The following is a 12,853-nucleotide window of genomic DNA, read 5'->3' on the forward strand; positions in this document are numbered from 1 at the left end:
CCGGAAGTGGGCGCGGCAATTCTAGGCGCCAGGCAGGAGGGCGATCAACCCGCAGGTTGTTGCCGTGTCTTTCGTCTGCTCCCGGCCGATACGGTAAGCTGCCAGGCCTTGCCCAGCGTTCCATCCGGAGAACGATCCATGGAAGACCTCAACACCCTCTATTACTTCACCCAGGTGGTGGAGCAGGGTGGTTTCGCCGCTGCCGGCCGCGCGCTGGACATCCCCAAGTCCAAGCTCAGCCGGCGCATCGCCCAACTGGAGGAGCGCCTGGGCGTGCGCCTGCTGCACCGCACCAGCCGGCACTGCTCGCTGACCGAGATCGGCCAGGAGTACTACCAGCGTTGCGTCGCCATGCGCATCGAGGCGGAAGGCGCTTCCGAGGTGATCGAGCGCAACCGCGCCGAACCGCGCGGCCTGGTGCGGCTGGCCTGTCCGACGACGCTGCTCAACTCCTGGGTCGGGCCGATGCTCACCCGCTACCTGCTCAAGTACCCGCTGGTGGAGCTGTTCATCGAGAGCACCAACCGCCGTGTCGACCTGCTCCACGAGGGCTTCGACATTGCCCTGCGGGTGCGCTTCCCGCCGCTGGAAAACACCGACATGGTGATGAAGGTGCTGGCCAACAGCACCCAGTGCCTGGTGGGCAGCCCGCAATTGCTGGAGCGCATGCCCGGCGACAGTTCCCCCATGGGCCTGGGCCAGCTGCCCAGCCTGCACTGGGGCGGCATGCAGCGCGAATACCAGTGGGAGCTGTTCAACGAAGAAGGCGAGCGCCTGCTGATCTCGCACAAGCCGCGCATGGTGACCGACGACCTGCTGGCCCTGCGCAACGCCGTGCTGGCCGGCGTCGGCATCGCCCACTTGCCCCGCGTGGCGGTACGCGAGGACCTGGCCGCCGGCCGGGTGGTGGAATTGCTGCCGGGCTGGTCGCCCAAGTGCGGCATCGTCCACGCGATCTTCCCGTCACGCCGCGGCCTGCTGCCCTCGGTACGCACGCTGATCGATTTCCTCGCCGAGGAGTTCGGTGAAAGCGACATGGTCTGATGGCTCAGTGGCTGTCCGCGCTGGGTTGCGCGGGCGGCGCGATCTTCTTCATCAGCGGCACCAGCAGCAGCGTCACCGCGAAGCACGCACCGACCAGCAGGAAGGCGTCGGCGAAGGTCAGCGTCTGCGCCTCGCGCCAGGTCAGGTCCCACAGGTGCCTGAGCGCCTGCTGGCTCGGTTCGCCATTGAACTCCAGTGACGGCGCCAGCCATTGGTTAAGCGCCTCGTTGCTGCTGTTCAGGTGCTCCGCCAGGCGCAGGAAGTGCAGGTTGGCGCGGTCGTTGAGCACCGTGGCGCAGGCGGCGATGCCGATGGCGCCACCGAGGTTGCGCATCAGGTTGAACAGCCCGGAGGCGAGCTTCAGGCGCTCGGGCGGCAGCGAGCCGAGCGCAAGCGTCACGGTGGGTGCTACGCAGAACTGCTGGGCCATGCCACGCAGGGCCTGCGGGAACATCAGCTGCGCGGCGCCCCAGTCGTGGGTCAGCGGGGCGAACTCAACCATCGACAGGGTGAACATCACCATGCCCAGCAGCAGGATCCAGCGCAGGTCGACGCGCCGGGCTAGCGCGGCGTAGAGCGGGATGCTCATGATCTGGAAGATGCCGGTGGAGAAGATCGCCAGGCCGATGTCCAGCGCGCCATAGCCGCGCACACGGCCAAGGAACAGCGGGGTCAGGTAGATGGTGGCGAAGATGCCGATGCCGGTGACGAAGCTGAACAGGCAGCCGAGGGCGAAGTTGCGTTCCTTCAGGGCGCGCAGGTCGACGATGGGGTGCGCCGCGGTCAGGCTGCGGTAGATGAAGGCGACGCCGCACAGCGCGGAAATCCAGGCGGTGGCGAGGATGGTGTCGTCGCTGAACCAGTTCCAGCGCGGGCCTTCCTCCATGGTGTACTCCAGGCAGCCGAGGAACAGCGCCATCAGCAGGATCGCCGGGTAGTCGGCGCCCTTGAGCAGCGACAGGTCGGGCTTGTCGATGCGCACCATGATCGGCACTACGATGGCGACGAACAACCCCGGCACCAGGTTGATGTAGAACAGCCAGGGCCAGGAGGAAATATCGGTGATCCAGCCGCCGACCACCGGGCCGAGGGTCGGCGCGAGGGAGGCGATGGCGCCGATGGTGGCGGCGACAATCACCCGCTGCTTGCCGTCGAAGTAGAGAAAGCCGGTGGTGAACACCATGGGGATCATCGAGCCGCCGAGAAAGCCCTGCAGCGCGCGGAAGGCGATCATGCTCTGGATATTCCAGGCCATGGCGCAGAGCAGGCTGGTAAGGGTGAAACCCAGCGCCGAGGCGGCGAACAGCCAGCGTGTCGAGAGCACCTTGGACAGCCAGCCCGAGAGCGGGATGACGATGATCTCGGTGATCAGGTAGCTGGTCTGCACCCAGGCGAGTTCATCGGCGCCGGCCGATAGTCCACCACCGATGTCGCGCAGCGAGGCGGAGACGATCTGGATGTCCAGCAGGGCGATGAACATTCCCAGGCACATGCAGGCGAATGAGATCACCTTGCGCCCGGTGGAAAGGCTTTCCACCGGCACCACCTCGTTGCTCCAGAAGTTCACGGCCGGCTGCCCTGGGCGACGCGCTGGTCGGCATCGCCATGGTCATGGGCGCGGGTGTCCACTTCCACCAGCACGGACAGGCCGGGGCGCAGGTTGCCGAGGCGACCGTCGGCGTCGTCCAGGTGCACGCGCACCGGCACGCGCTGGACGATCTTGGTGAAGTTGCCGGTGGCGTTCTCCGGCGGCAGGATGCTGAACTGCGCGCCGGTGGCCGGGGCGAGGCTGTCCAGGTGGCCGTGGAAGACCTTGCCGGGAAGGATGTCGGCCTCGATGGTCACCGCCTGGCCAGGTTGCATGCGGGCCAGTTGGTCTTCCTTGAAGTTGGCGTCCACCCACAGGCCTTGTGCGGGGACCACGGCCAGCAATTGGGTGCCGGCGGCGACGTAGCTGCCGACCCGTGCGCGGCGGTTGCCGATGTAGCCGTCTACCGGGGCACGCAGCTCGGTGTAGCCGAGGTCCAGGCGTGCCAGGTCGCGGGCGGCGATGGCCTGCTCCAGCGCGGCCTGGGCCTGTTGCCGCTGGCTCTGGATCACGTCGAGCTGGCGCCGCGCGGCGAGCAGGCTGGCGCGAGCCTTGTCGCTGTTGGCGCGGGCGGATTTGAAGCTGGCGTCGGCGCGCTGCGCGGCTTCCACGGAAACGGCGTTGGTCCGCACCAGGGTGGCGTAGCGGTGCTGGTCGTCGCGGGTGCGTACTTCTTCGGCGGCCGCCGCGTCGATCTCCGCCTGGCTCTGGCGAATCAGCGCATCCTGCAGCGAGGCCTGGGCATCGACATTGGTCAGCGCCGCTTCCTCGGCATGCACGGCGCCGTCCGCCTTGGCCAGCGCGGCGCGGTAATCGCGGTCATCGATGCGCGCCAACAGGTCGCCGGCATGCACCAGCTGGTTGTCGCTCACCTTCAATTCGGCGATATAGCCGGCCACGCGCGGGCTGATCACCGTCACGTCGCCGCCAACGTAGGCATCGTCGGTCTTCTCCAGGAAGCGACCGTCGAGCCACCAGTGCCCGGCGTAAGCGCCCGCGCCGAGAACGGCTGCCGCTGCGACAGCGAGCTTGAGGGCCTTGCGCGACTTCGGTTTTGCCGTGTCGACGGCTGGCGTGGCTGGAAGGGTGACGGGCTGGTTCATGGCGGCCTCGCTCAGGCGTGATCGGCTTGTGGGATGTGGACGGGGACGAGCTGGTCGCCCTCGCGGCGATGGATCTGGTGCTGCGGGCCGATGGTTTCGCCGCTGTCGGCGTCCACCAGGGCGATACGCACTGGCTGGCCCGTGCGGGTGTCCACCAGTTCGGCGGCGCTGGCCATGCCGGCGTGGCGCTTGCCCCACTGCAACAGCGTGAGCAGAACCGGGCGCAGGTCTCGGCCGCGATCGGTGAGCAGGTATTCGAAGCGCGGCGGATGGTCGTTGTACTGGCGGCGTTGCAGCAGGCCGCTGTCCACCAGTGCGCGCAGCCGACGGGTGAGGACGTTGCTGGCGATGCCCAATCGTGCGAGGAACTGGTCGAAGCGCGTGGAGCCGTAGAAGGCTTCGCGAAGGATCAGCACGTTCCAGCTGTCACCGATCAGGTCCAGCGCCTGGGCCACGGGGCAGGGGAGGTTTTCGAAGTTGGATCTGCGCATGGCGGCCTCTCTTTACATGAATGTCGTCATCTAATAAGGCCGCCTTGCTACGGGCCTGGCAGGGCGTCAGGCCAAAGGCGGCTGGAAAGATTATGGTTGTAATCTAATTGGGTCGCTTGCTTTGCGCAAGTGACTCATCGAAGGGGAAACGGGCGTGGGGATGAGCGGTATACCGAGGTGATATCACCGCTGCGCAAAGAGTTGCCCAATTCTGCGGAAGTTGACTGGAGAAGTTCTGGGAAGTTGCCCTGAAACCATCTTTGGATGAATTGAAAATTGGCCAGGAGAATTATCCGGGAATGGCCTGGAACACTTGTTCCATAACTTTCCTGCAGGCAAAAAAAGGCCGCCTGGGGAGGCGGCCAAACCAAAGGATGATGAAGTGGAGCAATCCTCCGGACGCTCTGGAGCGGGCATCCGGGACTCATGTTCTTCATCGGGGCGCAAGCTTAATGGCGATAGCGACAAATGCTTAATCATTCGTCTCGATATCGACTATCGACAAGGCTGGTTGGAGGGCGAGGCGGCGGATTGTTATCTCTTCGCTCGCTCTGCCTATGGCGGGGAAACATAAGAAAGTTATTCAGGATTCAATCGATACGCCTGCCAAGACAAGTCCAACAAAGGGGTAGAAGATGTCTGTTTTCCGTCTTTCCATGCTGGGGGCGATCGTCGCCGGCATTCCGTTCCAGCTGGCGCATGCCGCCGTCGTTGCCGATCAGTCCGAAGCCACCGGCTTCATCGAAGGCAGCACGGCTTCGCTGCTGATGCGCAACTACTACTACAACAGCGACCGCAAGTCCGGCGCCGGGGACCGCAAGGACTGGACCCAGGGTTTCACGCTGAACTACAGCTCCGGCTTCACCCAGGGCACCGTCGGCTTCGGCGTGGAAGCCTTCGGCAACTGGGGTATCCGCCTGGATGGCGGCGCCGGAACCTCCGGCACCGGCAACCTGCCAGTGCGTGACGATGGCTCGCCGGAAAGCGAATACGGCCGTGCCGGCGGCGCCGTGAAGCTGCGCGTCTCCAGAACCGAGCTGCGCTGGGGCGACCTGCAGCCCACCGCGCCGGTATTTGCCGCCGGCGGCACGCGGCTGTTCCCGCAGACCGCCACCGGCTTCAACGTGCTCAGCAGCGAGATCGAGGGGTTGGACCTGGACGGCGGTCACTTCACCGGCGGCAATGGCCCGGTGACCACCAACGGCGACCATGGCATCTGGGCCTCCTACGCCAACGTCGAGGCAAGCAGCATCGACTACGTGGGCGGCAAGTACGCGGTCAACGACGCGCTGAATTTCTCGCTCTACGCCTCCAAGCTGGAGGACGTGTGGCGCCAGTACTACGGCAACGCCAACTACACGCTGCCGCTGGCGGACGACCAGTCGCTGAACTTCGATTTCAATATCTACCGCACCAACGACGACGGCAGCGCCAAGGCCGGCGAGATCAGCAACACCACGTGGTCGGCCGCCGCCGCGTACACCTTCCTCACCGCCCACACCCTGACGCTGGCCTACCAGAAGGTCCACGGCGACACGCCGTTCGACTACGTGGCGTTCGGCGTCAACGGCCCCGGCGACACCGGCGACTCGATCTTCCTCGCCAACTCCATCCAGTACTCGGACTTCAACGGCCCGGAAGAGAAGTCCTGGCAGTTGCGCTATGACCTGGCGATGGCGACCTACGGCATTCCCGGCCTGAGCTTCATGGCCCGCTATGTCAACGGCCATGGCATCGACGGCAGCAAGATGGCCGCCGACAGCCCCTACCGCGGCTACGGTTACGGCGATGACGGCAAGCACCACGAGACCAACCTGGAAGCCAAGTACGTGGTGCAGTCCGGGCCGGCGAAGGACCTGTCCTTGCGCCTGCGCGAGGCGATCCACCGCGGCAATGCCGACCAGGCCGAGGGTGACGTCAACGAGTTCCGCCTGATCGTCGACTACCCGCTGTCGATCCTGTAACGCCACTGCAGCACCTTGCTGGGTGCTGCAGTGGGGGCTCTTCGTAGGAGCGAGCTTGCTCGCGAATGGATTACCCGGCCGCTCCAGCGTCAAGCGGTTCGCGAGCAAGCTCGCTCCTACAGGACCCGACGTCACGCGCAGATATTCCCGGTTCGCAGGGCGCATAACGCGCCAGCGTCATCCGCCCGGCGAGGGCGGTCTTCTGCGAGCCTGGAGTGCGGGCGGGGCGCTACAATCGGCGCTCCGTTCCCGTCCCGCGAGAAGAGTCGATGTCCGAAGAAGAGCGCCGCACGCAACTGATCGATGGCCCGGTGGGCAAGCTGCAATTGCTGATCGACCGGCCGGGTGTGCCGCCGCAGGGCATTGCGCTGATCAGCCATCCGCAGCCTTTGCTCGGTGGCAGCCCGAGGCACCGCGTGCCGCTGACCCTTTCGCGCAAGCTCTGCGGCGCCGGCTGGCTGACCGTGCGGCCGAGCTTCCGTGGCGTGGATGGCAGTGAAGGCGACTACGCCGAAGGTATCGGCGAGGCGCAGGACATGCTGGCGGTGATCGAGCATCTGCGTAGCGAGTATCCCGATCTGCCGTTGGCGCTGGTGGGCTTTTCCTTCGGCGCCTATGTGTTCGCCCGCGTTGCCAGCGAGCTGTCACCAGTGGCGGATGCGGTGGCGCTGATGGGCTTGCCGGTGGGAACGGTCCCCGGCGGCCGCGACTACGAAGCACAGGCGGTGCCGGCCGACTGCCTGCTGTTGCACGGCGAGGCGGACGAAATGGCGCCGCTGGCCAACCTGCTGGACTGGGCGCGGCCGCAGCAGCGCGAAGTGGTGCTCTATACCGGCGCCGACCACTTCTTCAAGGGCTGCCTGGAACAGGCAGTGGAGAGGGTGCTCCAGCACCTGCAGCGCACAGTGTCCTAGCAAGACTGGTTGCTGATGGCGTGAGCGCTGTTCTCCGCACGCAGGGCGTGCAGCGTCCAGAGGCCGCCGCAGAAGTCCACGGCGCCGAACAGCACCACTATCGGTTCGCACAATTGCAGCAGGGCAAAGGCGGCGAAGCTGGCCAGCACCAGGGCGCGGGTATACACCGAGGCGAGGAACAGCGGCCGGGATTCGCTGCGGGCGGCGGCGAGGTAGTAGACGCCGATGTTGAACGCCAGCACGCCGACGACCCGTATCCACACCTCCGACGTGGTGGCGACGTGGAACAGGCCGAGCAGCAGGTTGGGCACCAGCATCAGCGCCAGGCCCAGCAGCATCAGGTAGCAACCGAACCATTTGAGGGTGAGGGCGGGTCTGGACATCGTGCAGGTTTCCTTGCGGGGAAGCGGGGCCGAGCGCCCCGCGATGGGCTGAGGGTCAGCGGGTGCCGCGCCGACGCAGGGCCGACGGGCTGAAGTACTCGCCGTCCGGCAGCGCCTGGGTGAAGTCGATGCTGGCCGGCTCTTCGTTGTCCAGGTTCATCGCCACGTAGCGGCGCGCCTGCAGGTCGTGGAAGACGTCGATGGAGGTCCAGGTGGTGGGCAGCTCGTAGTAGCTGCGCAGGTAGGCCATCGATACGCGCCACAGTTCGCCACGGCCGTCGTACTGGTCGACTTCGGCGGCGCCCCAGCTGTCCTCGTCGAGGAACAGCACGCGCTTGGAGTAGATATGCCGCGCGCCCGGCTTCAGCGTGCCTTCCACCACCCACACGCGGTGCAGTTCGTAACGGGTGTACTGCGGGTTGAGGTGGTTGGGCGTGAGCAGGTCCTTGTACTTCACCTCGGCGCTGGCCAGGCGGAAGTTGTTGTAAGGGATGTAGATCTCCTTCTTGCCCAGCAGCTTCCAGTCGTAGCGGTTCGGCGCGCCGTTGTACAGATCGGTGTCGTCGGCGGTGCGCAGGCCATCGGAGGAGGCGATGGGCGTGTCATACGCCAGGCTTGGCGCACGACGCACGCGGCGCTGGCCGGCGTTGTAGGCCCAGGCCTGGCGCGGCTCCTTCACCTGGTCCAGCGTCTCGTGCACCAGCGCGGCGCTGCCGGCCAGGCGCGCCGGGCTCTTGGTGAAGGCGAGGAAGTAGAACATGCGGTTGCCCAGACCTTCGAAATTGCCGCCCGGCTGGTAGTACTTGAACAGCGCTTCCTGCTGAGTGACCACCGGCGAGTAGTCGCCGTTGCGCTGCACGGCAGCCTCGGCGGAGCGGCGCACGATGAAGGTGCCACGGTAACGGGCGATGTGGTTCCACACCGCTTCCACGCCGCTCTGCGGAATCGGGAAGGGAATGCCGCCGAAGGCATCGACGAAGCCATTGCCGTTCTCCGCCAGTTTCGCCGTGGTGGCGTTCTTCAAGGTGTTGTCGTAGACCCACTGCGGCGCCGAGCCGCTGCGCCGGGTCGGGTAGACCGGAATCTGGAAGGTGTCCGGGTTGTTGTTGAACATCGCCAGTTGGCCGGGCGTGAGGTTGGCCTTGTACTGGTCGAGGTTGGCCTTGGTGATGGTGAACAGCGGCTTGTCCGCCGCGTAAGGGTCGATGGGGTGCTGGCCGGGTTTGAAGCCGGCCGGGGCCTGGGTGATGCCACCGGTCCAGGCGGGGATGGTGCCGGCGGCGTTGCCGGCCTTTTCCGCGCCCAGCGGCGTGAGGGTGGATTGCAGCCTGGCTGCGTCCTGCGGGGAAACCGCCGCCAGCGCACTGCCGGCAGACAGGGCCAGCGCGACAGCGGCGCTGATCAGGGTACGGATGTTGCCCATGGTGAATCTCCGCTCAGAAGGAGTACTTGACGTTGAAGCCGACGTTGTCGCGGTCGCGGGCGGCGTTTTCCTGCCCCGCGCCGTAGAACTCGGTGTACTGCAGCTCGGCTTCCAGGCTGTTCAGGTAGGTGGCCTTGAGGCCCAGGGTGTAGGCCTTGCGCCCGGCGATGAAGTTGCCGGCCTGCTGCGAGTTGCCGCTGAAGTCGTCCTTGTAGACGCCGTAGGGCGAGAGGTTGACCCCGGCGAACACGTCGTTCCAGGTACCGGTCAGCAGCAGGGTGGCGCCGTAGGCATTGCGGTTGACCTGGTCCCCGCGGTCGAAGCCGGAGACGTACGCGCCGTTGCTGCGGCCGGAGTAGTAGCGGGTGCTGCCGTCATAGGCGGTGTATTGCAGGCTGCTGCCGCGCAGTTGTTCGGCGGCCACTTCGAACACGCCCATGAAGGAGTCGAAGGACAGCGACGGGCCGAAGTTGTAGATCGTCCCCAGCGAGCTGTTGAAGGACTCGACGCGCTCGTAGTCATGCACCGCACCGCCCAGGCCGACCATCTGCCCGCCGACATTGACCTTCTGCCCGTCGGCGATCTTGCCGGCCTGGGCGAGCATGTCGCCGAGCAGGTCGTTGGTGGTCGCCACGCCGATTGGCAGGTTGGGCCGGTAGGCGATCTCGCCGAACAGCGAGGCGTCGCCCAGCGTGGTGTTGAAGCTCAGGCCGTACATGCGGATGTTCTCGACGTACTCGCGGCGGGCGTTGGCCTGGTTGGCCATGTCCACCGCCGCGGCGGCGTTGACCAGGCCGAGCATCTGCCCACCGCTCTGCACCAGCGCATCGTAGGACGGCGAGCCGACCAGCTGTGCCAGCTGATCCATGTCCAGCCCGGCGTAGCTCTTGTTCAGGTCGGCATAGATCACCGGGTCCTTGGCGTGGTAGTTGACGAAGTAGAAGCCGAATTCGGTGGAGTTGAGCTGCTCGGCGATATAGTGGAAGGCCACGCCGAACTGGCCGTCGTTCTTCGCGTTGATGTCCTGGCCGATGTGCGACACCTTGAAGTAGCCGTTGCTGTCCAGGTAGTCGGTGCCCTGCAGGCCGGCAAAGTGGCTGGCCGAGAGCTGCGGGTAGAGGGTCTGGAACAGCGGGTCGGACAGCGCCTTCACCCGCGTGTAGCCAGTGTTGCCGCCATCGGCGAAAAGGTCGGTTTCGGAGAAGAAGGTGCCGGCCGGGTCGAGGCGGGTTTCCTTCCAGTTCCACTGGTAGAAGGCGTCCATCGACAGGTTGTCGGTGAGGCCGACGTTGAAGCTGACCGCCTCCACCGGCATCAGCACTTCCTTGAGCTCCGAGCCGGGCAGGCGGAATTTGGCAGCATCCACCGGGTTGGTGGTGTTGATGCCGCCCCGGTAGAACACGCCTTCGCCCCAGTTGAAGACCTGGTTGCCCAGGCGCGCGCTCAGCGGATGGTCGGCGATATCCCAGTTACCGTAGAGGTAGGCGTCGAGGATTTCCGCGCGGTGCCCGGCGGTGTCGCGGGTGGCGTCGGTGAAGTGGTCGTTGTGCGGGTAGCTCTGGCTGGGCTGCGGCGGGTCGTTGTGGTCGTAGTAGTCGTTGCGCTTGTCCATGATCTGCGTGTCGTAGAACGCCGAGCCGCGCATGAACAGGCCGTAATTCTGGTAGGTCGCCTCCAGGTCCGAGGTGATCTTGTACACCTCCGAGGCCAGGCCCGTGCTGAAGTTGCGGTTGCCGTCGTTGCTGTTGACGTCGTTGTTGGTCTTGTCCTGACCTTGCACGCGCCACAGCGCGCCGTAGGACACGGTGGTGTCCAGCGAACCGCTGAGCTGGTTGTCGAGGAAACTGAATTCGACGGCCTTCGACTGGCCGCTGAGCATCAGGGGTAAAACGCAGGCAAAGGCGGACCCGGTCTGCAAGCGACGCTTGCGGGATCTGGTGGTCATGTGAGGCTACTCCAACGACTGGTTCTTATTGTGTGTGTCATCAGATGGGGCCGCGTGGCGGCGCCCCTTCGGATAGTGCTCTGCGAAGGCAAACGGACGTGTTGGGTTCACGCCGGGTGCTGGTCTCCGGTGGTCGGTGGCGCCCGCATTCAGCGGGCGAGGGAAGCTGGCGTGCCAAGCAGCCAGCGCGTGCCGCGCAGCCGTGCCAGCGTCCAGCACAGCGTCGCCAGCATCAGCGTGAGGTGGTAGAGGTCCACGCGCGGGATGCCCCACCAGTCGCCTCGCCCGGCGATACCCAGCCCGGCGAGGACGAACAACAAGGCGCCGGCGATTGCCAGCGGCCAGCGCTGCGAGCGGCCGGGCCAGGCGATGGCGATCAGCGCCAGCAGGTTGCCGGCCAGCGCCAGGTTGTTCGGCAACCAGAGCATCAGCGCGGCGAGGGCGGCGAGCAGCAGATGGCGGGTGGCACCGTGCAGGCTGCCGACGGCGATCAGCAGCAGGCTGATGCGCCCGGAGATGCCAGTCATGGTCTGGTGCGCCGGTCGCGCCGTCTCCAGGCCGCCATAGACCAGCGCGCCGAGCAACGCAGTGAAGGTGATCAGGGCGAATCCGGCCACGCGCCAGCCTTGCCCATTCTTCAGGCTGTCCGCCGCTGCCCAGACGCTCGCGGCGCACAGCAACAGTTCGCAGAGCACGCTGGAATTCATCTCAGACCTCCAGCGATTGCGGCTGGCGCAGCGAACGCAGCAGCATGCCGAACAGGGTCAGTGTCGCGGCGAAGAACAGTGCTACTGCCCAGGCTACCGGCAGGCCCCATTGCAGGTGGCCGATGGCCGCCGGAATCGCCAGCGAACACAGCCACAGCAACTGCCAGCGGCCATTGCCGGGCGCGCCTTCCAGGCTGCGGCCGAGTACCCACAGCGAGGCTATGATCCACAGCGCTCCGACCACCTTCCAGGCCAGCGGCAGCTGGTAGGCGAAGGCCAGGAAGCCCATGCCCAGCACCATCAGCAGGAGCATCTGCAGCAGGCAGTAGAAGGCCGTTGCGGCGGAAATGCGTGGGCGGTAGATACGGAACGCGGTGATGTCGTGGGGCGGTTTCGGATCGAGCCGCTCGGCGGCGGCCGGGCGCCAGCCGGGGCGGGCGAACCAGACGCGAATTCTGTCCCCCCAGCTGTCGGCCAGGCGGGCGTCGGCAAGCAGGTCGCGGTACTTGTGGAAGTTCGCCTTGAGCGGATCGAAGGTCTTCAGCTGGCCGTGGATGCCGTAGATGATCGGCTCTTCCGACGCCGGGCGCTCCTTGGCGAAGGTGCCGAACAGGTGGTCCCAGAGCATCAGCACGCCGCCGTAATTCTTGTCCACGCAGTAGGCATTCTGGCCGTGGTGCACGCGGTGGTTGGACGGCGAGGCGAAGCAGTAGTCGAACCAGCCCAGGCTGCCGATGTGGCGGGTGTGAATCCAGAACTGGTAACCGAGGATCACCGCCCCGGCGACGATGAACACGGTCGGCGGAATGCCGATCAGCGCCAGCGGCCAATAGAAGAACCAGTTGGTGAGGAAGCCCGTGCTGGTCTGCCGCAGCGCCGTGGAGTAGTTGAATTCCTCGCTGGAGTGGTGCACCACGTGGGACGCCCAGACCAGGTTCACTTCATGGCCCATGCGGTGGTGCCAGTAGTAGCAGAAGTCGTAGCCGAGCAGGCCGATGACCCAGACCCACCAATGCGAGGTCGAGAGGTCGAACAGCGCCAGGTACTGGTAGGCCAGCAGGTAGACGCCGAAGTTCAGGGCGCGGACGAACAGGTTGATCACCTGGCCGCTGAGCCCCAGTGACGCGCTCGACAGGCTGTCGGAGAGGGCGAAGGTCTGGCGCCGCCGCCAGAAGCTCCAGAGCAGTTCGACCAGCAGCAGCACGAGGAATGCCGGCACGGCGTAGACGATCATGTTGGGCATGTTTCTGCCTCCTTTTTTTTGTTGCACGGAGGCTAACGCGATGCGCCA

The 12,853-nt window shown here is 65.7% G+C and carries 11 protein-coding genes; 3 read left to right on the forward strand and 8 right to left on the reverse strand.

Translation table 11 applies throughout. From position 1 onward, the window contains the following. Positions 1–138 precede the first annotated feature (138 nt). Positions 139–1,044 carry a LysR substrate-binding domain-containing protein gene (locus tag RS899_RS10115; RefSeq protein WP_315809803.1) on the forward strand — a complete coding sequence of 302 codons (906 nt, stop codon included), beginning with the start codon at positions 139–141 and terminating at the stop codon, positions 1,042–1,044. Positions 1,045–1,048: 4 nt separating this feature from the next. Here the strand turns inward: RS899_RS10115 and RS899_RS10120 are convergent, their stop codons facing one another. The 3 genes from RS899_RS10120 to RS899_RS10130 all read right to left on the reverse strand — a co-directional run bounded on the left by RS899_RS10120 (position 1,049) and on the right by RS899_RS10130 (position 4,226). Next, positions 1,049–2,536 (reverse strand): DHA2 family efflux MFS transporter permease subunit, encoded by a 1,488-nt coding sequence (locus tag RS899_RS10120; RefSeq protein ID WP_315810420.1) that lies wholly within the window; start codon positions 2,534–2,536, stop codon positions 1,049–1,051. 71 nt (positions 2,537–2,607) lie between these two features. Next, a complete protein-coding gene (locus RS899_RS10125; RefSeq protein WP_315809804.1) occupies positions 2,608–3,735 on the reverse strand; it encodes an HlyD family secretion protein in 1,128 nt (375 codons plus the stop codon). Positions 3,736–3,746: 11 nt separating this feature from the next. Further along, positions 3,747–4,226, reverse strand: a complete 480-nt coding sequence (locus RS899_RS10130) for a helix-turn-helix domain-containing protein (RefSeq protein ID WP_315809805.1) — start codon at positions 4,224–4,226, stop codon at positions 3,747–3,749. A 635-nt stretch (positions 4,227–4,861) separates the two neighbouring features. Between RS899_RS10130 and RS899_RS10135 the strand changes: the two genes are divergently transcribed. Together RS899_RS10135 and RS899_RS10140 are read left to right on the forward strand one after the other, a co-directional pair. Beyond that, positions 4,862–6,190 (forward strand): OprD family porin, encoded by a 1,329-nt coding sequence (locus RS899_RS10135; protein ID WP_315809806.1) that lies wholly within the window; start codon positions 4,862–4,864, stop codon positions 6,188–6,190. Between the two features lie 269 nt (positions 6,191–6,459). Then, positions 6,460–7,104 (forward strand): alpha/beta hydrolase, encoded by a 645-nt coding sequence (locus RS899_RS10140; protein WP_315809807.1) that lies wholly within the window; start codon positions 6,460–6,462, stop codon positions 7,102–7,104. Here RS899_RS10140 and RS899_RS10145 read toward each other — a convergent pair. The 5 genes from RS899_RS10145 to RS899_RS10165 all read right to left on the reverse strand — a co-directional run bounded on the left by RS899_RS10145 (position 7,101) and on the right by RS899_RS10165 (position 12,805). Continuing rightward, positions 7,101–7,487: a hypothetical protein gene (locus RS899_RS10145; RefSeq protein WP_054911154.1), complete on the reverse strand. Its 387-nt coding sequence runs from the start codon at positions 7,485–7,487 to the stop codon at positions 7,101–7,103. The genes RS899_RS10140 and RS899_RS10145 overlap by 4 nt on opposite strands. A gap of 55 nt (positions 7,488–7,542) precedes the next feature. Next, positions 7,543–8,910, reverse strand: coding sequence for a DUF1329 domain-containing protein (locus RS899_RS10150; RefSeq protein ID WP_315809808.1), 1,368 nt, complete (start codon positions 8,908–8,910; stop codon positions 7,543–7,545). A gap of 13 nt (positions 8,911–8,923) precedes the next feature. Next, positions 8,924–10,855 carry a DUF1302 domain-containing protein gene (locus tag RS899_RS10155; protein ID WP_315809809.1) on the reverse strand — a complete coding sequence of 644 codons (1,932 nt, stop codon included), beginning with the start codon at positions 10,853–10,855 and terminating at the stop codon, positions 8,924–8,926. Between the two features lie 149 nt (positions 10,856–11,004). After that, positions 11,005–11,562, reverse strand: a complete 558-nt coding sequence (locus RS899_RS10160) for a hypothetical protein (protein ID WP_315809810.1) — start codon at positions 11,560–11,562, stop codon at positions 11,005–11,007. Position 11,563: 1 nt separating this feature from the next. Next, positions 11,564–12,805 carry a sterol desaturase family protein gene (locus tag RS899_RS10165; protein ID WP_315809811.1) on the reverse strand — a complete coding sequence of 414 codons (1,242 nt, stop codon included), beginning with the start codon at positions 12,803–12,805 and terminating at the stop codon, positions 11,564–11,566. Positions 12,806–12,853: the final 48 nt, after the last annotated feature.

Source organism: Pseudomonas sp. C9-3 (genome assembly GCF_032392015.1).
GTDB lineage: Bacteria > Pseudomonadota > Gammaproteobacteria > Pseudomonadales > Pseudomonadaceae > Pseudomonas > Pseudomonas nitroreducens.